Here is a 26,540-nt window from a genome sequence, read left to right as displayed (position 1 = left end):
GTCTCACTCCTAGCGGTTTCGAATGATATACATACTTGTTAAAAAAATCATTAAGAATGCAATTCCAGCAAGAAAAGGAATCGTTATAAAGCCAAGCCAATTAATATATTCTCCTGTACAAGGGACAGCCCCGCACCCTAACACATTGCCTTCTTGCACGGGAAGTTTCTGAATTGAATAATGATAAGCGGATATGCAGAAGCCAATGCAGGCAAGAACAGCTGAATAAATCGCTGCAGTTGAATCTTTGCGAATGATGCCAATCGCCAAAAGGACAACTAGCGGGTACATCAAAATTCGTTGATACCAGCAAAGAGCACAAGGTTCAAACTGGCGAATTTCTGAGAAATACAATGAGCCAAGCGTTGCAACTAAAGCTGTCACCCATGCAAATAAAAGCCCGTTCTCAACTTGTTTTTTCACAGTGTCTCCTTTCTCAAACTCACTTTCTATTTCTTTTCTTAAAGAGTAGCTCAGACAGGCCCAGGTTGCAAATGGCGAATTTCGCAAAACTAAAAATAGCCCTTTTTCCTCATAAAATCTGGGAAACATGACCATAGTGATAACAGACAAGAAAATGGAGGACGAAAAGATGAGTGAACAACAATTAAATTTAGGGTCTGTTTGGCAAAAAGTAGATTTTCCTAACTTCCCCGCTTTACAAGAGGACATCGAAGTGGATGTCGCCATTGCTGGTGGCGGTTTGACTGGCATTACGACCGCTTATTTACTAACAGAAGCAGGCAAAAAGGTCGCTGTACTTGATGCAACTAAAATTGGCGGTGGCACGACTGGGCACACAACCGCAAAGATCACAGCCCAACATGATGTGATTTACCACGAATTTTTGAGCCATATCGGCGAAGAACAAACAAAGCTTTATTACAAAGCGCAAGACGAAGCGATAAGCTGGATGCGCAATCTCGTCACCAACCAAAACATCGAGTGTGATTTTCAAGATGAAGACCACTACCTTTATGCAACAACCCACCATGGAGAACATAAACTCAAGCGGGAACTAGAAGCCTATAAACAACTCGGCATTCCAGGAGAGTGGCTCACGTCGCTGCCTATTGATTTGGAAATCCGCGCAGCTCTGAGATTAAAAGGTCAAGCACGATTTCATCCGCTCCAATATTTGGCTTACTTATGCCAAAAAATAGCCGAAAAAGGCGGACTGATTTACGAAAATACCGTTTGTGAAAAAGTTGTTCAAGGCAATGATAAACGCCCGGCCATTCAAACGAGGGGCGGCGCGAAAGCAACAGCTAAAAAAGTGGTCGCGGCAACACACTTCCCCTTTGCAGATGGCGGCGGCTTGTACATGACACGCTTGCGGGCAGACCGATCCTATGTCGTTGCTGGCACATACGCAAAACCTTGGCCTGGCGGCATGTATTTAAGTGTAGACCAAACAAGCCGTTCTCTCCGCAGCGCTACGATAAACGGCGAAGAAATGATTTTGGTTGGCGGAGAGGGGCATAAAGCAGGACAAGGAATGAATGCGCTCAAACATTACGAGGCAGTTAAACAATTCGCCACCGAGACATTAGAAGGGTTTACACAAGAAGATCAATGGGCGACACAAGACTTGATTACACTTGACAAGCTCCCTTATATTGGCCAATTGTCCGCCCTCCAACCGGACGTACTTGTTGCCACTGGGTTCAGGAAATGGGGCATGACCAATTCAGCTGTGGCCGCACATGTTTTGTGCGATTTAATTGTGGATGGCAACAGCTTATACAGCCAATTATTCAAGCCCTCTCGGTTCCATGCCGACCCAAGCATTCGTTTCTTTTTAAAAGAGAATGCAGACGTGGCCAAACATTTGCTTCGCGGAAAACTACATCAGGATATTGAACATGTTGAGGAGCTTGAAGCTGGAGAGGGAGCCGTAATTGACAAAGACGGCGAGCGAGTAGGCGCCTATCGCGATAAAGACGGGACACTCCACCTCGTCGATACAACCTGTACCCACATGGGCTGTGAAGTAAATTGGAATCACGCAGACAATACGTGGGATTGTCCATGCCATGGCTCACGTTTTTCTTATACAGGCGATGTCATTGAAGGCCCAGCCAAAAAACCGCTTGGAAAAAAAGAATAGAAGCCATTTAAGGGAGTCCTCCCTTAAATGGCTTTTTTACGTTCTTCATCCTTTAGCGGCGATGGAGCATGCTTTCGATCCGCTTCATTTGCCACTGCAATTGTTTCATTTCACGCTCCATATTTTCAACTTTCTTTTGCATACTAGAAGGGTTTCCTCCGCCGTTTTGGCCGTCTCTCCGATTTCCAGACTCAGTAAAACCGACTGGTGGCTGTTGCGGAAACGCCGTATCGACTTCCTCCTCAGCTGCGGCCTCTGCTCTTCGTGCTTCCTCTCGTGCTATTGTTAAACCAACAAGGTCCATCGCCGTCGCAATTCCGCCGATAATCGCAGCGTAGTAAATCAGATCTTCAGCAAATTGGATCATTTCTTCTGAACGCCTTGCTTCCTCTTCTCTTGCTTTCTCATCCATTTCTGGCATCGTTCCCTCACCTGCCCGCATGGGAATAAATCCGAAAACATACATTTCAGTATATGAACAAGGTATAGGAACTATGCTTTATTAGAGAGCGGTTCACTGATTTAAAACTGAAACCTTTTCCAAAAGAACTTCGTATATCATGATAAATAAAGAATAGAAAGGAGGGCAGCTCATGGAGCTAGATACGCTGTATCTGACGGTTTTGCTTGTAAGCGGAGGTGTAACGATCATTTATGTCTTGCTTTCAGATGTTTTTGATAGTATTGCCATTTTTGACAGTTGGCTTTCACCAGCATTTGTGCTATCTGCCATCAGTTTTTTTAGTGCAAGTGCGTACTTACTGGAAAAGTTTTCGCCCTTATCCAGCGTGGTTAGCGCAGGCATTAGTCTAGTCGTCGCCTCTATGCTTGCCATTTTATTTAACTTATTTATTTTAACTCCGCTACAGCATACGGAGGAATCGACGGCATACAGCGAGGAAGATCTAGAAGGGGAATACGGCGAAATCATTCTCTCGATCCCTGCGGAAGGCTTCGGCGAAATCGTCGTTCGCCTCGACAGCGGCACCATTGCCAAAACGGCCACAAGCATGGACGGGAAACCGATTTCCGCTGGGGCGACGGCGGTCATTATGAAAATCGAAAACAATATCGCTTACGTCTCCGAATTGACAGATCCATTACTTGATTAATTGGAGGTATATAATGGCAGTAGAAATCATGATTATTATTGGAATTGTCCTTGTTATTCTTGCTGTGCTTGTCGGCGTGTTCGTAACTCGCTACAGAACAGCAGGCCCAGATGAAGCATTGATTGTCACAGGCAGCTACCTTGGCGGCAAAAATGTGAACATGGATGAGGCTGGGAACCGCATTAAAATTGTCAGAGGCGGCGGAACCTTTGTCATGCCTGTATTCCAGCAAGCAAAACCACTTTCACTCTTGTCGAGCAAACTCGACGTACAAACACCAGAAGTTTATACCGAACAAGGCGTGCCTGTCATTGCCGACGGTACCGCCATCATTAAAATTGGCGGCTCCATTGGCGAAATTGCGACTGCGGCAGAACAGTTCCTCGGCAAAACTCGGGATGACCGGGAACAAGAAGCAAAAGAAGTACTAGAAGGGCATCTTCGCTCCATTCTAGGTTCGATGACTGTCGAAGAAATTTATAAAAACCGCGAACGGTTTTCACAAGAAGTGCAAAAAGTTGCTTCTCAAGACCTGGCCAAAATGGGACTTGTCATTGTATCATTTACAATCAAAGATTTACGTGATACCAACGGCTACTTAGAATCACTCGGGAAACCGCGCATCGCCCAAGTGAAGCGTGATGCAGACATCGCCACGGCTGAAGCCGATAAAGAAACACGCATTCGCCAGGCAAATGCCAATATGGAGGCGCAGCGTTCCGAGATTGAACGTGCCACTGAAATTGCTGAGGCGGAAAAGAACAACCAATTGAAAGTAGCTGCGTACCGCAGCGAGCAAGAACAGGCAAAAGCGCAAGCGGACCAAGCCTACCATTTGCAAGAAGCCCGTTCAAAGCAGGAAGTAACGGAACAGCAAATGCAAATTCAAATCATTGAGCGGCAAAAGCAAATCGAGCTTGAAGAAAGAGAAATTGCCCGCCGCGAACGGCAGTATGACGCTGAAGTCAAGAAAAAAGCAGACGCCGACCGTTATTCCGTCGAGCAAGCGGCTGCCGCGCAAAAAAGCAAACAACTTGCCGAAGCAGATGCAGACAAATACCGTGTTGAAGCAATGGCGAAAGCGGAAGCGGAGCGGGTCCGTGTTGACGGGCTGGCAGAAGCGGAAGCCGAACGAGCACGTGGGGAAGCTGAAGCTGAAGTCATTCGTCTTAAAGGGCTGGCAGAAGCGGAAGCAAAAGAAAAAATTGCCGAAGCGTTTGAAAAATACGGAGAAGCCGCTAAACTTAGCATGTTAATCGAAATGCTCCCTGATTATGCTCGCGAAGTAGCAGCACCGCTCGCGAACATCGATAAGATTACCGTTGTCGATACCGGCGCAGGCGGCCAAGGGAGCGGCGCTAACAAAGTAACTGGCTACGCGACCGACTTAATGGCTGGCTTGCAAGAGTCCTTAAAAGCGTCTAGCGGAATTGACGTAAAAGAGCTAGTTGAAAATTTATCGAAGAAATAAACACTCCTTCCATTGGTTTAAATGCTTTAGGGATTTACGCACCATAAAAAGCAACCACGAAAGCTTGCCGACGCGAGATGCCCGGCAAGCTTTTTAGTGATGAGAATTTATTGGCCTTTTCGTAAAAAAACAGCCGCCCTTTCTTAAGGACAACCGTTTTTCCAAATGATTAAGCTCGAAAATAACGTTACGCTGTTAAAATAAGCGGCTTATCTTTGGTAATGACAATCGTGTGCTCAAACTGTGCAGCATAATGATGCTCTGGCAGCAGCAGCCCCCAACCGTCAGCGCCCTCGTCTACAAATTCCGCCCCATCCGATACAAAAGTTTCCACTGCGAGCACGAGCCCGTTCGTGAGCAACCTGCTGTCTCGTGGATCATAATAATTCAAAATGCTGTCTGGCATCTCATGCAACTTGCGGCCAATGCCGTGCCCGGCCAAATTACGGATCACGGTGAAGCCACCTTTGCGGGCTTCGTTGTGAATCGCCCGTCCGATGCCGCTGATCCTCGCACCCGCCTTAGCCTTCTTAAGCCCTTGGTGCAGCGCACGAAGCGAGCTCTGACATAGCTTTTCCTTGTGCGGCGAGCGAGATCCTACCACTGTCGTTGCCCCGGTGTCAGCATAATACCCGCCCAGCTCCGCCGACACATCAATATTAACGACGTCCCCTTCCTTCAGCACCCGAGGGCCTGGGATGCCATGGGCAGCTACCTCATTTACAGAGATACACGTTGTTCCCGGAAAACCGTAGGTAATATAAGGCGCGGAGACAGCTCCATGCTCATCCAACACCCTTTTGCCGATGCCGTCAAGCTCTGCCGTTGTAATTCCAGCCTGGACAGAGGATAGCATCTCTTCACGGGCCATTGCCACGATACGGCCAATCTTCTGTAAAGCGATGAGATCGTGTTCTGATTCGATGGACACGTTTTAACCTCCAGTATCTGTCTTTCAACTCAAATTTACTTCCAGTATACTCGAAAAGAAGCCTTGTGTCCCTCTGAGAGTGTATTTATCGGTCCTTGGCTGGCGTAAAGCAATCGCAACAAGACACTGGCTGCAGCGGTGCTGCTATATGAATATTTAACTATTTCATAAACAGCCAAGATTTTTCTACTAAAAATTGATCGCCATACATAGTCGATACATCAGCATTTACGTCACTTTCGTTTATCAATCTATTAAACGTGTTTTGTAAATACTTCGTATGGGCCTTTTTATCAATCCACCCTGTTAACACGAGGTATCTTTTACTTAATGTATTTTTAGCAAAATAACCACCTAGCATTCCTTCTTCTTGAGCCATGTTTTTATTCCAAACTTTTATTTGCATCTCTTCAAAGTGAGCCATTCTATTTTCCCTAACATCACAGTTGGCAAAACGAATATAATTTCCATTAATAAAATCATTGATATTGCCTTCACATATACCAAATTTCTCCTCAAATAATTCTATATGTATAGAAGAAATACTTCCTTCCTGGCCAGTAAGGAACGCAACCTTGTCATGTTCGTTCTTCATAAAGTGTAGATAATCTTTCTTGTCTTGCCATAAAGAAAAGATATAGACAGTATTTTCTTGTTTATCACTCCACCCTCCAATTTGACCTACAAAGCCTTCCAATCCTTTTAGATAACCCCATTTAGCTTGACCATTAGAAAAAACGTCTTTCTTTTCTTTTTTCACTTTACATGTAATGTGTTTAATAAACACCCATCATCCCTCCAATACATTCTACTGATTATAGAAGAACGATGTACCTTTATACAATCTCTTATTTAACTAAGCCATAAGGATCCGTTACAGTAAGAGTGGCAGTACTCCCGATTTATACGAACCGGTGTACTTAGGAAAGAGAAAATGGATCCAGCGAGGAGGCGAAACTTGAGAGGGAATTTTGATCAGAGAAAGATAGTTATATCTATTTTTAACACGATGTATAAACATGAGATAGAAATAAACCCCAGAACATTTTAGGTTTTTTTATGAACAACGAAGAGACAATCATTGTAGGAAGAAGCAGCTACAAGGCCCCTTCTTCCTTAAATCCTTTTTCTATACTATAGGACGTTCTTTCCCGGCTTGAAAATCAACTGGTTTAAATCCCCAGCGCTGCTTTCATGATTTTCGGGACTTCAGTGTTGTCGATCGTGCCGGTAAACCGTTCTGCCCCGGCGCCGTAAGCGTACAGTGGCACGTCAATGCCTGTATGATCTAACGATGACCAGGCTACGCCTGCTTTTTCGCTGATGGCCGTATTGATCGCTAATTCCAGTGAGTCGCTTTCTTTCAGTTGATCCAATTCTTCTTCTGTCCATTCAAAATTGGTGTACGTTTCAAGCACTTCTTTTAAGTTGCTATAATTCCGTTCGACTTCTGCAGCCATGTCGCTCCCTAGAGCAGAGACACCATGAAGCTTAGACGGATCCCCTTCTTCTGATGCGTGAACGGCCATCCCCCCTGTATCATGATCGCCGACCATGACGACAAGCGTCTCGCCATTCTCATCGGCAAAATCGACCGCTGCTTCGACTGCTTCTTCAAAAGCGGCCGTATCTGTCATGGCGTAATAGGCGTCATTGGCGTGTCCAGCCCAGTCAATTTGGCTGCCTTCTACCATTAAGAAAAACCCATTGTCCTCTTTTGACAAGAATTCAATTGCTTTTTCAGTCATCTCCCCTAAACTAGGCTCGTCCGTCCGTTTATTAGCTGCCGGCGACAGTGCTTCTTCAGCAAACAAGCCAAGCAAGCGGTCTTCTTCACCATTCCAGTTCGCTAATTGCCGCGCTGTCTCTACAAATGCAAACCCTTTTTCTTCTGCTTCGCTTATTAAATCGACGCCATCTTCGCGAATACCGCCTTGGTCTTCAGGCACAAACTCTGTCCGGCCACCACCAAGCATTAAATCGATATGATCGTTTGCGACCATTTGTGAGGCGATTTCTGTATAACTGTTCCGTGACTCTACGCTAACAGCAAAAGCGGCAGGCGTCGCGTGTGTAATCGTTGATGTAGCCACAAGTCCTGTGCGCTTGCCGTTTTCTTTCGCTGAGTCGAGAATTGTCGGCAATGTTTGTCCAGCAGGAGTTACGCCGATCATGCCATTATTCGTTTTTTCCCCGGTTGCTAAAGCTGTGCCTGCTGCAGCGGAATCGGTCACTTCTGCATTTGCCGAGTGCGTTTGCACGAAGGCGCGCAGCATGTTGCGTTCGTCCCAAATAGGCTCGCCATCTTCCTTGTATAAACGGTAATTGTTTGTATAGCCTTGCGAAAAGCCATCAGGAATTAAAAAGATGACATTTTTGGCTTGTCCACTGCTAGGCTGATTGCCTTCTTCTCCTACTTCCCCACTGTCTGATGCAAATGCCGCCGTGTAGGTCGCTCCAAGACACACGATCCCAACCAGCCCTGCCACTGCCAATTTCTTTGAACGTTTCATGCTTTTCGCCTCCCATTAGGGTAAAAATGATCTCCATTTGTAAGTATAAAGGGCCGATGTAAAGCAACCGCAAATAAACCGTTAACATTCGTAAAGATTGGCTAAAGAGAGGCGAGGCAGTGGTTCAACTATGTAAAAATAGAAGTACAACAAAACCCACATGCTTTTCTCGGCTGCATGCGGGTTTATTGCCCTATCAAATCACGAGTCGTCGCCTTTAAGGCCTAGCTTAGCAAGCTGGTCGGCAAGCGCTGAATTCGCAAACTGGTCTTGCTTGTTTTGCTTCTTCATATAGCTCTGCACTTCTCGTTTTGATACGTTTTTATGTTTGTTTTGTTTACGTCGTTGTTCAAATTGCGCCTTTTTCTCGCGATGGCCGCAAACACACGCAAACACTTGGCCTTCGCCTTCACCGCGAAGTTCTAGTTTCTTTTTGCATTTTGGACAGCGTGCATTTGTGGTCATTGCAATGTTTTTCCGATAACCGCATTCCCGGTCTTGGCATACGCGCATTTTTCCTTTTTTGCCGTTTACTTCAAGGAGAAATTTGCCGCATTCAGGGCATTTTTCACCTGTTTTGTTGTCGTGGCGGAAAGTGGCGGTGTCGGCTTTTACTTGGGCGACAACGGCTTTGGCGTATTCTTTCATTTCTGCAATAAACATTTGTTTTTGTTCTTTGCCTTGGACGATCTTTTCGAGCCGTTGCTCCCATTCTGCCGTAAGTGCTGGCGATTTCAATTCAGCCGGAACAAGCTCAAGCAGCTGTTTGCCTTTTGAAGTGATATATAAATCTTTGCCTTTCTTTTCAATGTAGAAGCTAGAGAAAAGCTTTTCAATAATATCGGCCCGCGTCGCTACTGTCCCAATTCCCCCAGCTTGTGCAAGCGTCTTTTTAATTGTCTCGTCTTTCGCTTCCATATGCTGGGCAGGTTTTTCCATTGCCGCTAATAACGTACCCTCATTAAAACGTGGCGGTGGGCTAGTTTTGCCTTGTGTCATGCCTACCCATTTAACAGCCTTTTTATCGCCTTTGCTCATAGCTGGCAACAAACGGGCCAACGCTTCGTCTTCTTCACCTGTTTCCTGCCCACGCCAGCCAGCAGACACAAGGCGTTCGCCTTTGGCCCGAAGCAGCTCTCCGTTTGCCGTCGCTTCTACTGACGTTAACTCTGACTCACTTGGCGGGAAAAAGTTTGCCAGAAAACGGCGCACAATCAAGTGATACAGCTTTGCTTCCTTGTCGCTCATGGCGCTTGCGCTCTGAGGTTGTTCCGTTGGAATGAGCGCATGGTGGTCTGACACTTTTGCATCGTTGACCATTTGCCGTTTTGCATTGGCAAGCCCTTGTTTTTTGGCGTTAGCTACCATTTTGCGGAAAGGCTGGACATCAACAGCGTGGAGACGTTCTTTCAACGTTTCGACAAGATCAGAAGAAAGATAGCGTGAATCTGTGCGCGGATACGTAACCGCTTTATGTTGTTCATACAAACGTTGCAAAGCAGCAAGCGTTTCTTTAGCCGAATAGCCAAAGCGCTTGTTTGCCTCGCGCTGCAATTCCGTTAAGTCGTAAAGAGGCGGTGGAGGCGTCCGCTTCGTTTTTGCGTTGACAGAATCAATGACAATGGCAGACTGCTGCAGCTTTTCTTGCAGCGTTTTTGCCCGCTTGTCGTCAAAAATCCGTTCCTCTTTTGAGCGCCTGTCCGCCCAACGGAATGTAACACCGTCTTTCGTTTCGACCGAAATGGTGTGGTACGGTTTTGGCACAAACTTGCGGATTGCTTCCTCCCGGTCGGCAAGAATGGCAAGTGTAGGCGTCTGCACACGGCCGCAGGACAGCTGGGCGTTATGCTTCGTCGTCAATGCTCTTGTTCCGTTAATTCCGACGTACCAATCTGCCTCGGCTCTTGCTGCTGCTGCGGCATATAACGTTTCGTAGCGTTTGCCGTCTTTCAGTTGTTTAAATCCATCTTTAATGGCTTTATCCGTAACGGACGAAATCCATAATCGTTTTACAGGTTTTTTGACATGGGCTTTCTCCAAAATCCAGCGGGCGACGAGCTCCCCTTCGCGTCCAGCATCAGTTGCTATTACAACTTCTCCTACATCTTGGCGGTTTAATACGTGCTTAACAGCATGGAACTGTTTCGCTGTTTGTTTGATCACGACAAGCTCAAGGCGTTTTGGCAACATCGGCAGTTCTTCTAGTTTCCAAGTTTTATACTGCTTGCCGTAATGCTCAGGATCTGCGTGTGTTACTAAATGGCCAAGCGCCCATGTGATAATATAGCCGTTTCCTTCCAAATAACCGTTTCCTTTTTGATTGCATCCAAGAACCCTGGCAATGTCCCGGGCTACAGACGGCTTTTCGGCTAATACTGCTTTTTTCTTCATTCAATCACTCCTTGCCCGTTATTCTGATGATGAGCACTTTTAAGTATTGTCCTTGAGGATAGGCCGGCGAAGTGGCAAAATCCTCTGGAAGCCGATGTTCTTCAAGCAGTTCATAGCTGCAGTTTTTGGCTGTGCATGCCTGGTCTACAAATTGTTTAAAACGCCTCCGTTCAACGTTGGCGGCATTGGTCGAGGCCACAATAATACCGTTTGGCGCTGTTACCGATAGCGCCTTCTCCAACAAAAGCGTGTAGTCTTTTGCCGCGCTGAATGTCCGTTTTTTCGAACGGGCAAAGCTAGGCGGATCAAGGACTACCAGATCAAACTCAAGCCGATTTTTTTCAGCATAGGATAGATAGCGAAATGCGTCCATAACAACAATGTGCTGGTCTTCAACAGCAATGCCATTAATTAAAAATTGTTCTTCTGTTTTCGAACGGCTCCTGTTGGCAAGATCAACGCTTGTTGTGTTAGCTGCCCCGCCAAGCGCAGCGGCAACAGAAAAAGCACCCGTATAGGAAAAAAGGTTTAACATTCGCGCTCCAGGCGCGTATTGGTCACGAATCTGTTTTCTTACGTGGCGTTGATCGAGAAAAATACCCGTCATCGGTCCGTCATTTAAATAAACAGCGAAATACATGCCATTTTCTTTAACAAGCAATGGGAACTGACCGCGCTCTCCACAAACGAAATCGTCATCTTCGACATATTGGCCTTCACTAGCAAAACGTTTCTTCTCATAGATGCCTTTGTAGGCCGTACACGCAGTAAGCGCCTCAAGAACTTGGCTGCGAAATGAATACATGCCTTTGCTGTACCACGTTACCAAAAAAAACCCTTCATAATAGTCAATTGTAAGTCCGCCGACTCCGTCTCCTTCCCCATTTAAAACACGGAATGCGGTTGTCTCTTCATTGACAAAAAGCCCAGCCCGTTTGTTTAAAGCTGTTTCAATTTTCCCCTTAAAAAAGCGGGCGTCAATGGACTCACCTTTGTTAGTGGAAAGCACCCAGCCTTGGCCGACATTCTGTTTTCCGTAATAGCCACGGGCCAAAAAACGGCCGCCACTATCTGTAACGCGAAGAATCGTCCCCTCGCGGACGTCAGCAGGCAAGTGAAAATCATCTTTATGGAAAAGGGGGTGTCCCTTTTTTAATCGAACAGCTACTTTATCACTAACCGTAACGGTTTGCTCGTAGGCTTTCATTTGCTCACCTCTTTTAAGTAGTATACCATAGACAAAATCGATAAGCTGTTTGAGAGGGAAGGCTTCTGTCTGATTGGTTTTGTCGACTTCCGTTAAGGCCGGTCAATGGAAGGAAGCGCTCTTCCTTTCGGCGGACACTAATCTTGCTAACGGAACAACGCCTCCTCTTAAAAATTGACCATTTTTCAAAAAATGGCATGTTTTCTCGTTCTACGCTACATCACTGCCCAGCTTGCTGTTATACTAAAGGAAAGAGTAAGGAGGGCACGTATGTTCAAATGGATTAGTTATATAGAAGGCATTTCGTTGCTGCTATTGCTGTTTGTGGCAATGCCCCTTAAATATTTTGCTGATATTCCTGAAGCGGTAAGCATTGTCGGAATGGCACATGGCGTTTTGTTTATTGTTTATATGCTGTTTGTGGCTTCCTATTTTTTCAGCCGCGCTTGGTCTTTTAAAACCGCGCTGTTGGCAAGCATCGCCTCCGTGATTCCATTCGGTCCGTTTGTGTTTGATAGCCGCATTTTAAAACAACAGCGTCCTCCAGCTTTATAGATTTTTGCTTTCCTACGTTTTAAGATTTCAAGAGCGGGGTAAGCAAAAAACAGGGAGGCGATACAATATGAAACCTGTTTATAAAGAGTTTTTCAATGATGAAGAAGTTGTCCAAGCAGTCAATGCCCTAAAAGCGAAGAACGTATCTGAAGACGACATTTATGTCATCACTCACGACGACGACCGGACAGAGCGTGTGGCCGATAATGCCGACGCTAACAAAATCAGTGCAGCTGAGACTGGGTTAGGCACTGCTCTTAAAAACACGTTCCGGAGTAAGGGCGATGAGCTTCGGGCCAAATTTGAAGAAATTGGCTTTACTGCAGATGAAGCTGAACAGTTGGAAGAACGTCTTGATCAAGGCAAAGTGATTGTCGCTGTGACCAATCAAGACGCCCAGTTTACTTTTTAAGCCCTTAAAAGGCCGTCCTCTGCATGGAGGGCGGTTTTTTACATAAACATACCCATAACAGAAAAAGGAGGAGCGTGCCTTGAGCGATCAACTGAAAAAACAATTTTTAGAATGGTTTCTGAACAAGCACCATTTGAAGCATCGCGATGCACGAGATTTGCTTCTCCACATCAAATCAACACCCCACTTGCTACAACATTTGTATTTTACTGAAAAACGACTTCCTAGGGCACGTACGCTCATCGTTGCCAGCACTCAATCGGATGAGCCTGGATTTGTGTACTACTATGGAGCAAAAAAGACAGAAAGTGTCGCAAAAGCGTGGGACGACATCGTCACAAACCCATCTGCTCCCTTTTATTTAATTGTCCATTTTTATGGAAGGAATTTAAACCACCTTTATCGACAGTTGCTTGATACACCCCTATCCCGCCCTTACAAAACATATAAACAATTTCAAATGTATGAGCAGGAAACGAAACAGTTTCTCGACTACGTATCAGAAGCTAATCAAATCAATCGCCTCCGCGCAGCCATCGATAAAGCACTCGATGAACGCAATCATGAAGAGTTTGCCCGATTGACGCGGAAGCTCCGACAACTGCAGGAAAACCACCAACGCCCCTCCTAACAGGCTTTTCGCCTAAAAACACAAAAAAGCCCAGACCTCATTGTCCAAAAAGGCTTGGGCTTCCTTCTATTATTGTGCTTTCGTTGTCTCCTCAGGCCGGACCCATCTTGAGACAAGTCCATGCGATGGGGAACAAATAAAACTAACAAGAAACACAGCACCGGTCATTAACGCCATCGACCCTGAAATCGAACTATCTAGCCATAGGGCGACATAATAGCCAAGAATAGCCGACAACGCACCAAAGCCCGCACTTAAAACGAGCATAATCGATAAACGGTTGGTCCATAAATAGGCAGAAGCAGCCGGTGTAATGAGCATAGCGACAACCATAATGGCCCCAACGGCATCAAACGAAGCGACCGTCGTAATCGAGACAAGCGTCATAAATAGGTAGTGAAGCAACATGACAGGAAAACCGAGGCTTACGGCCAATGCTGGATCAAAAGAGGTGATTTTCCATTCTTTGTAGAAAGCGAGCACAAAAAACAAAACGATCGCCAACACAAGCAGCAACGTGGCCGTAGCCACAGGGATCTCAAAGCCAAAGAGCGTCAATCGATTCCAAGGAATAAAAGCGATTTCTCCCATTAAGGCATGCTTAATATCAAGGTGGACATTGCCTACAGCCGTTGATATTAAAATGACGCCAAGAGCGAATAGCGACGTAAACACCACGCCAATGGAAGCGTCATGTTCGACCCCTTTGGAATGGAACCATTGAACGAGAAATGTGGTTAATATCCCTGCGCCAATCGCGCCAATGAGCATATGAACGCCTTCTAAGCTTTGGGTAATGAGAAACGCGATAACAATGCCAAGCAAAACGGTATGGCTGATCGCGTCGGCCATCATCGCCATCCGCCGCAAAATTAAGTAGGCGCCGACGATGCCGCATGTAATGCCAACGAGGGCTCCAGTTATGAGAATCCACCCTTCATAAGAAATCATGGCTGCCCGCCCCCTTCTGCTGCAATCCGCTTTGCTTCCTCATCATGTTGGGCCCGTGCATCCCGTTGCTGCTTTTTGAATTCGATTCGTTCAGTAAACAAACCTTTTTCTTTTCCAAATACAAGGGAAACGAGGAAAAAAGCTGTTGCTGAAAGAACAATGAACGGGCCAGTGGGCCAGCCCGCTCCTTGAGCGCTAATAAACGTGCCAAACGCGCCAGAAAAACCGCCAAAAACAGCAGAGAGAACCATCATCCCTTTAAAAGAATGGGTCCAATAACGGGCGCTAACAGCAGGGATGATTAAAAGAGCAGCCATTAAAATCACTCCGACGGCTTGTATGCCGATTACAATCGTCGTAACGAGGCCAAACACGTAGAGCCCATTCATAACAGGTACGGGCAGCCCCAGCCCTTTGGCAAAATCAGCATCAAACAAATAGAGCTTCCACTCTTTAAAGGCAATCACAATTAGCAAAATCACCGCTGCCGCCAGCGCCGCCATGGTGTACACATCTTGGCGCACCATGCTCGCCGCCTGGCCAAAAATAAATGTATCAAGTCCGCTTTGGTTGCCACCAGCAGTGCGGTTAACAATCGTTAACAACACAATCCCGCCGCCAAAAAAGACGGACAAAATAATGCCCATTGCCGCATCTTCCTTGATGCGTGTCGCAGACCGGATCGCATAAATGAGCCAAGCGCCTAGTAAGGCACTTAAAGCGGCGCCGACAATTAAAAACAGCAATTGTTTCTCCTGAATGATCATAAAGGCAATGACAACGCCTGGCAATGCTGCGTGAGACAATGCATCGCTCATTAAGCTTTGTTTTTTCCAGTAAGCTAGCGTGCCGAACATGCCTGAGGCAACACCGAGCAAAACCGCACTAACGAGAACCCATTGAAAGTTAATGGATGATAGCACTGACATTGCGCCCATCCCCTTTCATGAAGTGGATCGCGCCGCCGTATGTTTTTTCAATATTAGCAGCGGTATACACTTCTTCCGTCGGCCCATGGGCAATAACCGTCTTGTTTAGAAAAAGCACGTGGTCAAAATAATCAGCGACTGTCTGTAAATCATGGTGAACGACAAGAACCGTTTTTCCTTCTTTACGCAACTCTTTTAATATCGCCATGATTGCTCGCTCTGTAGCAGCATCGACTCCAGCAAGCGGCTCATCCATAAAATAGAGATCAGCCTCTTGAACGAGGGCACGCGCTAAAAACACACGTTGCTGCTGCCCGCCAGACAGCTGGCTAATTTGCCGATTCGCGTACTCAGTCATCCCGACTTTTTCAAGTGCTTGCATTGCTTGTTCCCGATGTTTTTTTTGCGGCCATTTCAGCCAGCCAATCCGGCCATACAGCCCCATCAGGACAACATCTAGAGCGTTTGTCGGAAAGTCCCAATCAACTGAGCCTCGCTGTGGAACGTAACCAATCCGCGTTTTTACTTTTTTAAGGGGTTCGCCGAAAAAAGTTACGTCTCCTGACAAGTAAGGGTGCAATTGGAGCACCGTTTTGATTAACGTCGACTTTCCTGCTCCGTTTGGCCCCACAATGCCCGTCAATGTACCTGGGGCGATTTCAAATGAGACATTTTGCAACACCGTATTTTTTCGGTAAGCAGCGCTAAGCTGCCGGACATCAATTACATTCATGTTCTGTTCATCTCCTGTTGGTGCGCTCCGCCACTAATCCGCCATCATTTAATTAGTCTTGGCCGCCTCCATTCATAAGCGCATCATAAATGGTTTCGACATTGTGTCGGTACATCCCAATATATGTGCCTTCCTCTGTCCCTGCTTCTCCCATTGCATCAGAATAAAGTGTGCCTCCTAATTCAATGTCAACGCCAGCTTCTCCGGCGCCTTCAATCACAGCCTGTATCGAAGAATCATTGACACTGCTTTCAACAAATACAGCGGGCACTTGTTTTTCGACAATTGTATCAATCGTTGATTGAATGTCAGAAATGCCAACCTCGTCTTCTGTGCTTAAACCTTGCAAGCCGACCACTTCTATGTTATTCATACGCCCAAAATATTGGAACGCATCATGGGCTGTTACTAAAATCCGCTGCTCTTCAGGAATTTCGCCTAACTTCTCAACCGAAAATGTGTATAGCTCATCTAGCTCGGCAAAATAATCTTGCTTGTTTTGTTCAAAATAATCGGCTTCGCTTGGCGCTATTTCTTTTAATTGTTCAACGGCCGCGTCAATCGCCTGTTGCCACATGTTTACGTCAAACCAAATATGGGGGTCTGTCGCCGAAGCGTCCTCTTCATCATCTAGCAATTCACTTTCCGCCACCTCTTCGCCAATCGCCAATGCCGGCACATCCACATTAGCAAATACGTCAGACATTTGCGCTTCTAAATGAAGGCCATTATAAAAAATGACATCGGCGTTGCTAATCGTTTGCAAATCACTTTGCGACGCCTCATATAAATGGGGGTCTACCCCAGGACCCATAATCGTTTTTACTTCCACAAAATCGCCGCCAATTCGTTCTAATGGCTCGCCAATTTGGGCGATCGTAGCGACGACTTGAATGGGGTCGTCCTCACTTGGCTCGACTTCTCCTCCTGCCCCATCTGAACACCCCGTTGCAGCAAGCAAGACAACAGCTGCACTTATTGAACTTATTCCCCATATGTTCTTATTCAATGACATATCCCCCTTTAGCCATATATTCTCCATTCATTACTTTATGCATAAATACAGGACACTTTCCTGTCCACAATAAAGTTTCTCTAATGCAACTTTAATAACCAATGCCAACTTTGTCAAGACTCATAGACAAAAAATATTCACAACAAGCAACAAGCTAACCGACGTCTTTTTCTGTTCTTCTGCATAGCGTGCGTCTCGTACAGCGTTATCATACCTGCCAGTAAAAAGAGTTCACACGGTTTCTGCAGCAACATACACAAGTCTGGCACATCTTAAATAAAAAAAGAGCCGTCTTAAGGCCACTCATAAATGCCTTAGACAACTCTATAACCATCCATTATCTCCATAAATAATTCCTCTATGCCAAGCCATAGCGAATATGCGAAAAGCTTTGCAGCACCTGGACGAACAACGCCTCTTAAGAACATCTCGCTCGTTTCCCAGTTAAAACTGGTTCTGACAAGAGACAGTCGCTGCTTTCCTTATCTCTGACAAAAACCTATTTATATGTCACATCGAGATCTTCGGTGCCACCCAATCGTTGTTTAATGGGAACTTGATTTCTCCTCTGCTTTCCGCTTTTCCTTCTGTTGCGGCAGTACGACCCAGCGCTGAATAGCAGCGGCAACGCCATCATTGGTGTTTGTGGCTGTAATCCAATCAGCTTTTCGCTTTACAGCCTCCTGGGCATTGCCCATGGCGATTCCAAGTCCTGCCTCAGTAATCATAGCAATATCATTTAAACTGTCGCCAACAGCCATGACGTTTTGCAACGAAATGCCTAAGTCGTCGCATACTTTCTTTAACGCAAACGCTTTGTTAATGCCTAGGGCATTGATTTCGATATTGGTTGGGCTTGAATTGGTTATTTCTGTGATGGCCCGCAGCTGGAGCTCAGCGATAATCGCTTTGCGCACTTCATCATCTTCGGTATCAAACCCGAATTTTAGCCACTCGTGGCCATGCCTGTCATCGGGCAACTTGCCACGGAATATCGATTTCCTTGAAGCGCCCCATACATGTACGCCATGCTTCTCCGTTAGTTCGTATATGTGGTCAACCGCCTCTGGCGGCATCAAACTCGTATTAAAAACACTCCCTTCACAGTCATAAATTTCACTGCCATTTGCGGTCACTAAGAAAGACTTCAGCCCAAGCGATGTGGCATACTTCCCGCAACTTGCTAACGTCCTGCCTGTTGCCAACACAACATGGACACCTAATTCCTGGGCTTCTGCAATCGCCTCACGATTGCCTTCCGAAATTTCGTGATTGTCATCCAGCAGTGTCCCATCCATATCAAGGGCAATTAACTGAATGTGCGGTCCTATTTGTTGGTCCATACGAATATGTCTCCTCCATTCACAGTGCTTTCTATATCTAGTGTACTATAAATAAATCGTGCTTGATGCCTATGCAAACGAATCTTAGAGCTGACTTTACAAACTTACACCATTATGGATGAATAAAAGGAAAAGGCCTCCCGACCGTTTTGGTTACGCGTCCAAAACGTAGTCGACAGGCCGGCGACGAACAGGGCGATCCGTTTTCCTTTACCTATTTGCATATTGGTTCCAAAAAGCGACAATGGTTTCCATCCCTTTATCAAAATTTTCGAGATGAAAATGTTCATTTGGAGCATGGAAATTCTCGCTCGGCAAACCGAATCCCATAAGGACAATCGGAATATGAAGTTGCGAATCAAATGTCTCCACTACTGGAATGGACCCACCCATCCTCGTGTACGCCACTTCTGTCTGGTAGACTTCCTCGTAAGCACGGGCACATGCAGCAAATACAGGGTCTGTCACTGGAGCGACAAAAGGCTTGCCTGTATCATGACGTTCTGTTGTCACTGTCACTCCAGGCGGCGTATGCGCTTGAATATGGGCTTCGATTTTTTCCAATATGTCAATTGGGTCTTGTCCCGGCACTAAGCGGCATGTGATTTTCGCGGTTGCTTCCGCTGGAATCACCGTTTTGACACCTTCCCCTTGGAAACCGCCATAGACGCCGTTTAATTCAAGCGTCGGCCGAATCCACGTGCGCTCTCGGGCTGTATACCCTTTCTCTCCGAACAGTTCATTGACACCAAGCTCCTCTTTTAGCGCCTCTTCTCCGCTTCCTAACGCCTTGATGCTTTCCATTTCTTCTGCAGAAGGGATTTCAATCCCTTCATAAAAGCCGTCAATCGTGATTTTTCCGTTCTCATCGCGCATCGAAGCGAGCAATTGAACAAGGGCATGCAAGGCATTTTGTACAGCGCCTCCATACAGGCCAGAGTGCAAGTCGCCTTTTGCCCCTTTTACGCGGATTTCTAACGCAGCAATGCCACGCAGCCCCGAACAGATAGCCGGTTTGCCTGCTTCAAGCATCGTCGTATCGGAAATAAGCAACACGTCGGCAGCTAAACGCTCTTTCTCGTTCGCTACAAATTCATCAAGATTAGGCGAACCAATCTCTTCTTCGCCCTCAATTAAAAATTTGACGTTAAACGGCAACGTCCCTTCTACTTCAAGCATCGTTTGCACCGCTTTCAAATGCATGAACACTTGACCCTTGTCATCACTAGCCCCACGGGCATAAAGCTTGCCATCGCGAACAGTCGGCTCAAACGGTTCCGTTTCCCATAAATGCAAAGGGTCAACTGGCTGAACATCGTAATGGCCATAAATCAATATCGTTTTTGCCTCTGGCCCTGCATCAAGCCACTCTGCATAAACGATAGGATGCTTTTTCGTTTCAATGATTTCCACTTTCTCCATTTTTGCCTGAAGAAACGCTTGCTTCAACCATTCTGCTGCAGCACGGATGTCTTCCTTATGCTCGGAAATGGAGCTAATGCTTGGAATTTTTAAAAATGCACTCAATTCTTCTAAATGCGCGGCGCGGTCTTGACGCAGCCGTTCTATCACTGAACTTGCCATTCACGCTACACCCCATTATGATTAAGTTCTTTTCATCGTATTGTATCATATTTTTTCGCTTTCATTCTCCGTCTGCCATGCTAAACTTAACATAGCCTGCAAAACCTAGGGGGATGCTTACTATGACGATTCATAGACTAACTGACAAAGATTTCGAGCAAGCTTTTCAGCTTAGCTGCTATGCTTTTCAAGTTGAGAACCCTGATGACCACCGCCAGCGTGCCCAAAAAGCATGGGACAGATCGATTAACATCGGCGCCACGGAGAACGGCCAGCTCCTCTCAAAACTAGCACTTTTGCCTTTGGCTGTCCACATCCACGGAAAAACGATGCCAATGGGTGGCCTTGCTGGCGTTGCTTCCTACCCTGAACAACGACGCAAAGGCCATGTGCGCCAACTGCTTGGCCACACGTTGCAAACGATGCGCGCAGAAGGCCACTTATTGTCGTATTTAGCGCCATTTTCGGTGAGCTTTTACCGTAAATTCGGCTGGGAAATTCTTTGTGAGAAAACTACCTATACACTAAATGCCAAGCAACTGCCAAAGCCCTTGCCAATTGCTGATGGCAAGTTAGAGCGGGTCGACCCATCTGATCCGAGAATCTGTGCCGTCTACAAGAAGCGCCTCTGCCATGGGATGCTCGTCCGTGATCCACAATGGTGGGACCATCTGCAAAACGGAGCGTATAAAGCAAAGAAAGCCGTTTTGTACATAGACGCGGCGGGAGAGCCGAGCGCCTATATGATCTATACAATTCAAAAACGGAAATTCACAACAGAAGAACTAATCTTTGGCGACCAAAAAGGCTTAAATGCTTTGTTTGCCTTTATCGGCCAGCACGACTCCATGGCTGACACAGCTGAATTGACGGTGCCAGCAGCAGAAGGCTTGTCGTATTTTCTGCCAGACGCAAAAACAAAAGCTGAGACGATTCCATACTTTATGGCCCGCATTGTTGATGTCGCTCCGTTTTTCCAAGCTTACCCGTTTCTTGCCAATGGTCAAGGCGACTTTGTGTTCCGTATCAGTGACCCAGTCGCAGAGTGGAACGATCGATTGTTTGCATTCTCGGTTAAAAATGGAAAAGCACAACCGACTACTGTTGGTGGCGATGAACCGGTATTTGAAACGGACATCCAAACACTGACGGCGCTCATGCTTGGCTATAAACGCCCCACTTTTTTCAAGCATGCCGGCTTCATTCGCGGCGACGAAAAAGCACTACAAGATTTTTTCCGCCTCATTCCCGGTGAACAGCCAGCTCTTGTCGACTTCTTTTAAGACTAAAAAGCAGGGGTTGTCCCAAAAGATCGCTGCAAAGCACTTTTGGGGCAACCCCTGTTGTCGTTACCATTTAAATCGCTGAATCATTTCTTCCAGTTCTTCAGCCAACGCCGACAGGTTGGTGGTCGAACTTAAAATTTCTTCCATTGAGGCAAGCTGCTCTTCAGTCGCTGCTGACACGTTTTGAACATGAGCAGACGTCGTTTCAGCCGCCTGGGAAATATTGTCGTACGAAAGCATAAACTGTTCCGTTTGAATAGACATTTGTTTCGCTTCATTTGTAACTTGATTGATTTTTTGACGAACTTCATCCATATGTGACTGGATAGCTGTAAAGGAATCACCTGCATCTTGAATGACTTTGACCCCTTTTGCCACTTCGCCTTTGCCTGCTTGCATCGCTTTTCCAGCACTCATCGTCCCTGTTTGTATGCCGCGTATTTGCTCCTGCACGTTTTGGGCAGCTTCGTTTGTTTGTTCTGCCAGCTTTCTGACTTCATCGGCAACGACCGCGAAACCGCGGCCATGCTCGCCAGCTCGTGCTGCTTCAATCGATGCGTTTAAAGCGAGCAAGTTCGTTTGCTCGGAAATATCGGAAATTAAGCGAATCACTTGGCCAATTGTTTTCGCTTGCTGTTCTAGCGACTCAATTGTGCTAGAAAGTTCAGACACATGGGCATCAATGGCATTCATTTGCGAAACGCTACGTTCCACGCCTTTCTGTCCACTATCCACCATTGCAGCCGCTTGGTCAACTGCTGTTTGCACGCTAGATGCAGACAGAACAATATCGGAGATGCCCTGTGACACAGAAGTGGTTGCTTTCCGCCCCTGTTCCATGCTGGACGATTGGGCATCAACCCCAGAAGAAACCTCTTGGACAGCGAGTGTGATTTGCTCCGTTGCCTGCATATTTTGCTCAGTGCTCGCTTGCAATTCTTCAGATGAAGAAGCCAAATAAGTCGCTTTATCTTGAATATGGCTTAATGTCAGAATAAGTGAGTTGCGCATATCGTCAAACGCCTCAGCAAGGGCGCCAATTTCGTCATTGGCAAGTGCCTTTCCTTCGTACTTCGCACCTAAGTTGCCGCTTTTGATCACGTTTGCCATTTTAGCCAATCCAGAAAGGGGCGCAACGACGGACCGGACGACAAAGTAAATGATGACACACCCAACCACCAATGTCGCTGCAATGACAATTAGCATCGTCTGCAAAATTGGTTGAACCGTTTGGCTTGCCTCATTCGGCAACATTGCCCCAACTAACACCCAGTCGGTAGGGCTAATTTTGTTGTAATTCAGCTCCCGTACGACGCCGTCTTCCTCAGATTGGAATTGCCCGCTTTCGTCTTCAAATTGCTGCATTAAGTTAACCGGTAAAAATTCACCTGTTTCCCTAGTCGGATGTGTGACAATCCGCCCAAATTGGTCGGCTAAATACATATAGCCGGTACTGCCGATTTTTGCCGCATTGACTTGACCCGTCAGTTCTTTCAGGCTAATGCGAATACCAAGAACGTTCGTAGAGTCAGCAGTTAACGTGCCCATAATGACTTCGACGTGCTCCTCTTCCCCTTCGACTGTCAAAATTGGTTCGCTAATCGACACCTCGACTTGCCTGGCATTCGCCTGTTTAAACCATGACGATTCTTGGAGGCCTTCTTCTGGGCCAAATCCAGTTGAGCTGTTATAGGCAACCGCTTCGCCTGTCTGTCCAACTAAGTAGACTTCTAAAATATTTTCGTTAATGTTCGTTAAATCAACAAGGCGTTGCTCAAGCTGTTCATCTGAGAGTTCCTTTACATTAATTGTACGGCCCGCGTAATGGACGCTATCTGTTTGCAGCTCCATAAATTGTTGCAGCGATGCATGGACATTGTCTGTCGTATGGCTTGCTTGCTCAAGCATTGTTTCTTCGACATTGTCCCTTGTACTCGAATAAGAAAATAACCCGATGACTAAGCTTGGTATAAGTAGAAAAAGGCCAAAAGCCAAAAACAGTTTCCATTTTAAGTTAAGCGTCTTTTTTCCGATCATCTCTTCCCTCGCCTTTTACGTCCTTTTCTTTTACATCGGCAAAATCGTAAGCAAAGTAAAGAGATTTGTAGAAAATTTGACAATCTTTTCTGCAATTGGGCAGCTGACCCCTTAAAAAGCAAGCTAAAAAAGAGCTGCGCCTTTGGCGCAACTCTCAGATGTTTGCATATTCCCCTCTTCACCTAAAACGGATTGCTGTTGTTACCCATCATCATGTTGCCGTTTTTCTTCAATCAGTCGTTCTTTCATGTTTCTTAGTTCGTCAGAAAGGGAAACCGGATACACTTCCGGAACTTCTAAGCGCAAATATTCTTCCCAAAACGTGTTCTTTTGGCGTTGATGGTAAGCCCGCACTTCTTCTAATGTCGGGACATCGTACACGCATTTGCCTTGCTTAAAAATTTGCTTATGGAGCTCGACTGCCTCAAAATCACGGATTTTTTTCGCTTTCAACGGATTGGTTGGGTGTTTTAAGACAATTTCTGATTGGCCCTCCAAGCTTTCATGGGCTAAGCAAATGTAGTCCCCTTTTGCCATTCCATCTGGGCCGAATAAACGATACACTTTTTTGCGGCCTGGATTGAGAATTTTTTCGATGCTCTCTGATATTTTAATAAGCGGAATCCAGTCATCCTCATTGTAGATACCCGCTCGCAACTCTTGTGGTAGAGCCCGTCGGGCCACAATTTTATGGACGCCTCCTAAGGCTGGGTTGTCGTAAGCGGTAATAAACTTTGTGCCTACACCCCAAATGTCAATTTGTGCTCCTTGCTGTTTTAAAGAAGCGATGGTGTATTCGTCCAAATCATTTGTCGCGGCAATTTTAACATGCTCAAGCCCTTCTTCGTCGAGGCGTTTGCGCACTTTCTTCGACAAATACGCCAAGTCGCCGCTATCAAGGCGGACAGCCGTCATCTCAAAGCCTTTTTCTTGCAGCTTGCGTGCAGTCGTAATCGCATGAGGCAAACCGCTGTTTAACGTATCGGTCGTGTCGAGCAGAGGAATGGTCTTTTGTGGGAAGACGTTGGCATAAGCGAGAAACGCCTCTAACTCTGATGGATGAAACATAATATATACATGGGCCTGTGTTCCAGTAATCGGCATAGAAAACTGTTTGCCTGCCTTTACGTTGCTTGTCGCATCGAAGCCTGCGATGTATGCCATTTTGGCGCCATATACACTGGCATCCCGCCCTTGCGCCCGGCGTTTCCCCATTTCAAGCAAGCCGTCTTTTCCGGCAATGGTTTTAATACGTGATCCCTTCGTCAACACAAGGGACTCAGCGTTGATAATGTTTAAAAGCATCGCCTCAATCCAAATGCACTCCCATACCGGCGCTTCTAAGCGGATAAGGGGGGTGTTCGGGAACACAAGGTTGCCTTCTTCGACTGCATACATATCACCGCTAAAGCGCAATTTTCGCAAATCTTCAAGAAACGCTTCTTCAAATCCTTCTGGTTGTTGACGCAAATAGTCAAGATCAGCCTCCGAAAAATGGAGGTTGTTTATCGTTTCAATCAAGTGACCAAGGCCACCGAAAGCAACGTAACCGCCAAGCTCGCCGCTAAAATCGCCAACGCCTTTTACAAACGGCGCTTTTCGATAAAAATCATCGTAAACAACTTGCGTTTTGTGCAATCCTTCCTTCCACAGCGCATACATCATTGTGATTGCATAATAGTCAACATCTAAACCATAATCTTGATCTGGGTTGTAATAAGGAACAACGTGGAACGAGTCATTTCCACAGCGGACGCATGCTTCCGCTGGCTCTCGTTCATTTGAAAATTGCGGCTGGTCACAGCGCCTGCATATATGTACAAAACGATAGTCGGTCGGCTTAATGTAATCAAATATGGTTTTCGCTTGTGGCATCGGTGCTTCTCCTTTTGTCACGGGAACCTCTCTGATTCCGTAGTCATTGCCAGTATAACGCTGTCACGTGCTTATTTCAAATCAAGCTTCTTTGAATAAAAGGACAGCCACACAAACGCCAAAAGATGGTAAGATGATGGGTGAAAGCAAGGAGGAATGCCTGTGTCTATTGCATTGAAACGGAGACACCATCTCGTCTTTTTGGTGTCCGTTTTCTGTTTTTGGCTATGCACTTACAGCTATGTGCCCATCTTTAGCCTTTATTTAGAACAAATTCCCTTTACGTATGCGGCAATCGGGATTATTCTCGGCAGTTACGGCATTACGCAAGTGTTGCTCCGTTTTCCACTTGGCGTCTTGCTTGATTCATTGCGACATTTGCGCAAGCATTTTTATGTAGGCGGCTTTGTAGTCGCTATTCTAAGCGGAATCATTTTACTATCGTCCACTTCGTTTGCATGGGTTTTGACAGGACGGTTGCTAGCAGGCGTTACTGCTGCCATGTGGGTGATGGCAACGATTATGTACGCCGACTATTTTAATCCAGGCCAATCTGGCCGAGCAATGGGAACATTGCAATTTTTGACGGTCATGCCGCAATTTCTCAGCATGGTAACAGCCGGCATTCTCGTTGAACAATTTGGCTGGAGCATTCCGTTTTGGGTAGGGATCGTCGCGGCAGGAATCGGACTCTTATTTGCCCTCTTTATTAAGGAAGTGCCGCAAGAAATCGAGAATCATGGCTCTCAACGTTTAGGGAAACAAGTCAAGGCAGTGTTGTCTATCAAACATCTGCTGCCGTTAACGTTTGTATCATTATTTACACACGCTCTGTTGTTTATTTCTATTTTTGGGTTTACGCCTGTTTATGCAAATGTCCACGGCGTTCGGGAGGGGCAGCTTATTTGGCTGATGGCAGCTTTCTTTATTCCACACGCTGCTGCATCTTTAGGAGTTGCTTTTTTCAATGTTTCAAAGCGCAATGAAATTCGGTTGATTGCGCTCTCTCTCATTGTCACTTGCTTCACTTTTTTCTGTATGCCGTTTGCTACTACACTAGCAACGATCAGTCTGTTGCACGGCGTTGTTGGCTTGACAATCGGCGTAGTATTGCCGCTGTTGCTCTCGCAAATTGCTTCACTCCCGCAGCCTTCCTTAAAAACGTCTGTTATGGGCTTCTACCAATCTGTCTATGCAATCGGCATCTTTATTGGCCCGTACGGCGCAGGCTTTGTGGCTGAACATATAGGCATCGCTCATATTTTCACATTGGCAGGAATCGTCTCGCTTCTCGCTTTGGCAATTACAATGCCGCTTTTGCGTCGAGCCAAAAACGAAACGAGCAAAAGCGGCGAAGCCTCTTAGGGCAAAACTGGAAGCTGTTTAGAAAGCCGGTTGAGGGTCGTTAATAAGGCGATCTTCAACCGGTGTTCAAAGGTGAAAGTACTATTACA

Annotated in this window: 23 protein-coding genes; 8 read left to right on the top strand and 15 right to left on the bottom strand. The window is 46.2% G+C overall.

Annotated features, from left to right (window positions below; genetic code table 11):
* Window positions 1-9 precede the first annotated feature (9 nt).
* Window positions 10-423 carry a disulfide formation protein C gene (locus tag BUC05_RS07055; RefSeq protein WP_073304414.1) on the bottom strand — a complete coding sequence of 138 codons (414 nt, stop codon included), beginning with the start codon at window positions 421-423 and terminating at the stop codon, window positions 10-12.
* Between the two features lie 169 nt (window positions 424-592).
* On the opposite strand from BUC05_RS07055, the gene BUC05_RS07050 reads away from it, so the two are divergent.
* Complete coding sequence (locus BUC05_RS07050; protein WP_063608961.1) at window positions 593-2,110, top strand: FAD-dependent oxidoreductase; 1,518 nt, start codon at window positions 593-595, stop codon at window positions 2,108-2,110.
* 52 nt (window positions 2,111-2,162) lie between these two features.
* Here the strand turns inward: BUC05_RS07050 and BUC05_RS07045 are convergent, their stop codons facing one another.
* Window positions 2,163-2,531 (bottom strand): hypothetical protein, encoded by a 369-nt coding sequence (locus BUC05_RS07045; protein ID WP_073304413.1) that lies wholly within the window; start codon window positions 2,529-2,531, stop codon window positions 2,163-2,165.
* 172 nt (window positions 2,532-2,703) lie between these two features.
* Between BUC05_RS07045 and BUC05_RS07040 the strand changes: the two genes are divergently transcribed.
* Window positions 2,704-3,222, top strand: a complete 519-nt coding sequence (locus BUC05_RS07040) for an NfeD family membrane protein (RefSeq protein ID WP_011248782.1) — start codon at window positions 2,704-2,706, stop codon at window positions 3,220-3,222.
* A gap of 13 nt (window positions 3,223-3,235) precedes the next feature.
* Window positions 3,236-4,693, top strand: a complete 1,458-nt coding sequence (locus BUC05_RS07035; protein ID WP_011248783.1) for a flotillin lipid rafts scaffold protein FloT — start codon at window positions 3,236-3,238, stop codon at window positions 4,691-4,693.
* Between the two features lie 187 nt (window positions 4,694-4,880).
* On the opposite strand, the gene map is transcribed toward BUC05_RS07035, so the two are convergent.
* The 5 genes from map to BUC05_RS07010 all read right to left on the bottom strand — a co-directional run bounded on the left by map (window position 4,881) and on the right by BUC05_RS07010 (window position 11,735).
* Window positions 4,881-5,624, bottom strand: a complete 744-nt coding sequence (gene map, locus BUC05_RS07030; protein ID WP_011248784.1) for a type I methionyl aminopeptidase — start codon at window positions 5,622-5,624, stop codon at window positions 4,881-4,883.
* Window positions 5,625-5,784: 160 nt separating this feature from the next.
* Window positions 5,785-6,411 (bottom strand): YdbC family protein, encoded by a 627-nt coding sequence (locus BUC05_RS07025; RefSeq protein ID WP_063608959.1) that lies wholly within the window; start codon window positions 6,409-6,411, stop codon window positions 5,785-5,787.
* A gap of 385 nt (window positions 6,412-6,796) precedes the next feature.
* Window positions 6,797-8,137 (bottom strand): alkaline phosphatase, encoded by a 1,341-nt coding sequence (locus tag BUC05_RS07020; protein WP_011248786.1) that lies wholly within the window; start codon window positions 8,135-8,137, stop codon window positions 6,797-6,799.
* A 201-nt stretch (window positions 8,138-8,338) separates the two neighbouring features.
* Window positions 8,339-10,528 (bottom strand): DNA topoisomerase III, encoded by a 2,190-nt coding sequence (locus BUC05_RS07015; RefSeq protein ID WP_011248787.1) that lies wholly within the window; start codon window positions 10,526-10,528, stop codon window positions 8,339-8,341.
* 4 nt (window positions 10,529-10,532) lie between these two features.
* Window positions 10,533-11,735 carry a class I SAM-dependent rRNA methyltransferase gene (locus BUC05_RS07010; protein ID WP_073304411.1) on the bottom strand — a complete coding sequence of 401 codons (1,203 nt, stop codon included), beginning with the start codon at window positions 11,733-11,735 and terminating at the stop codon, window positions 10,533-10,535.
* Between the two features lie 270 nt (window positions 11,736-12,005).
* Between BUC05_RS07010 and BUC05_RS07005 the strand changes: the two genes are divergently transcribed.
* The 3 genes from BUC05_RS07005 (at window position 12,006) to BUC05_RS06995 (ending at window position 13,333) form a co-directional block, all read left to right on the top strand.
* Window positions 12,006-12,290 carry a DUF3817 domain-containing protein gene (locus tag BUC05_RS07005; RefSeq protein WP_035205829.1) on the top strand — a complete coding sequence of 95 codons (285 nt, stop codon included), beginning with the start codon at window positions 12,006-12,008 and terminating at the stop codon, window positions 12,288-12,290.
* A gap of 67 nt (window positions 12,291-12,357) precedes the next feature.
* Complete coding sequence (locus tag BUC05_RS07000) at window positions 12,358-12,702, top strand: YflT domain-containing protein (protein WP_011248790.1); 345 nt, start codon at window positions 12,358-12,360, stop codon at window positions 12,700-12,702.
* A gap of 79 nt (window positions 12,703-12,781) precedes the next feature.
* Window positions 12,782-13,333: a YpiB family protein gene (locus BUC05_RS06995; RefSeq protein ID WP_011248791.1), complete on the top strand. Its 552-nt coding sequence runs from the start codon at window positions 12,782-12,784 to the stop codon at window positions 13,331-13,333.
* A 69-nt stretch (window positions 13,334-13,402) separates the two neighbouring features.
* Here the strand turns inward: BUC05_RS06995 and BUC05_RS06990 are convergent, their stop codons facing one another.
* The 6 genes from BUC05_RS06990 to BUC05_RS06965 form a co-directional block, all read right to left on the bottom strand.
* On the bottom strand, window positions 13,403-14,281 hold the full coding sequence (locus BUC05_RS06990; RefSeq protein WP_063608980.1) for a metal ABC transporter permease: 879 nt from the start codon (window positions 14,279-14,281) through the stop codon (window positions 13,403-13,405).
* On the bottom strand, window positions 14,281-15,213 hold the full coding sequence (locus BUC05_RS06985) for a metal ABC transporter permease (RefSeq protein WP_011248793.1): 933 nt from the start codon (window positions 15,211-15,213) through the stop codon (window positions 14,281-14,283). Before BUC05_RS06985 ends, BUC05_RS06990 begins: the two co-directional genes overlap by 1 nt.
* Complete coding sequence (locus BUC05_RS06980; RefSeq protein WP_063608955.1) at window positions 15,191-15,946, bottom strand: metal ABC transporter ATP-binding protein; 756 nt, start codon at window positions 15,944-15,946, stop codon at window positions 15,191-15,193. The genes BUC05_RS06985 and BUC05_RS06980 overlap by 23 nt, the downstream gene beginning before the upstream one ends.
* 52 nt (window positions 15,947-15,998) lie before the next feature.
* On the bottom strand, window positions 15,999-16,961 hold the full coding sequence (locus BUC05_RS06975; protein ID WP_035205826.1) for a metal ABC transporter solute-binding protein, Zn/Mn family: 963 nt from the start codon (window positions 16,959-16,961) through the stop codon (window positions 15,999-16,001).
* A 545-nt stretch (window positions 16,962-17,506) separates the two neighbouring features.
* Entirely contained in the window at window positions 17,507-18,304 is a 798-nt protein-coding gene (locus BUC05_RS06970; protein ID WP_011248796.1) for a Cof-type HAD-IIB family hydrolase, read from the bottom strand.
* Window positions 18,305-18,514: 210 nt separating this feature from the next.
* Complete coding sequence (locus BUC05_RS06965; RefSeq protein ID WP_011248797.1) at window positions 18,515-19,888, bottom strand: dipeptidase; 1,374 nt, start codon at window positions 19,886-19,888, stop codon at window positions 18,515-18,517.
* Window positions 19,889-20,010: 122 nt separating this feature from the next.
* On the opposite strand from BUC05_RS06965, the gene BUC05_RS06960 reads away from it, so the two are divergent.
* The gene (locus BUC05_RS06960) at window positions 20,011-21,171 is read left to right on the top strand and encodes a GNAT family N-acetyltransferase (protein WP_035205824.1); all 1,161 of its coding nucleotides are present in this window, start codon (window positions 20,011-20,013) and stop codon (window positions 21,169-21,171) included.
* A gap of 66 nt (window positions 21,172-21,237) precedes the next feature.
* Here the strand turns inward: BUC05_RS06960 and BUC05_RS06955 are convergent, their stop codons facing one another.
* Both BUC05_RS06955 and BUC05_RS06950 read right to left on the bottom strand, forming a co-directional pair.
* On the bottom strand, window positions 21,238-23,211 hold the full coding sequence (locus BUC05_RS06955; protein ID WP_035205823.1) for a methyl-accepting chemotaxis protein: 1,974 nt from the start codon (window positions 23,209-23,211) through the stop codon (window positions 21,238-21,240).
* Between the two features lie 201 nt (window positions 23,212-23,412).
* Window positions 23,413-25,086, bottom strand: a complete 1,674-nt coding sequence (locus tag BUC05_RS06950; protein WP_011248800.1) for a nicotinate phosphoribosyltransferase — start codon at window positions 25,084-25,086, stop codon at window positions 23,413-23,415.
* 162 nt (window positions 25,087-25,248) lie between these two features.
* Between BUC05_RS06950 and BUC05_RS06945 the strand changes: the two genes are divergently transcribed.
* Window positions 25,249-26,451 carry an MFS transporter gene (locus BUC05_RS06945; RefSeq protein ID WP_051881277.1) on the top strand — a complete coding sequence of 401 codons (1,203 nt, stop codon included), beginning with the start codon at window positions 25,249-25,251 and terminating at the stop codon, window positions 26,449-26,451.
* Window positions 26,452-26,540: the final 89 nt, after the last annotated feature.

This window comes from Shouchella rhizosphaerae (assembly GCF_900142675.1).
In the GTDB taxonomy this organism is placed as follows: domain Bacteria; phylum Bacillota; class Bacilli; order Bacillales; family Bacillaceae_D; genus Shouchella; species Shouchella rhizosphaerae.
This window is presented reverse-complemented; position numbering and strand designations above follow the sequence as displayed.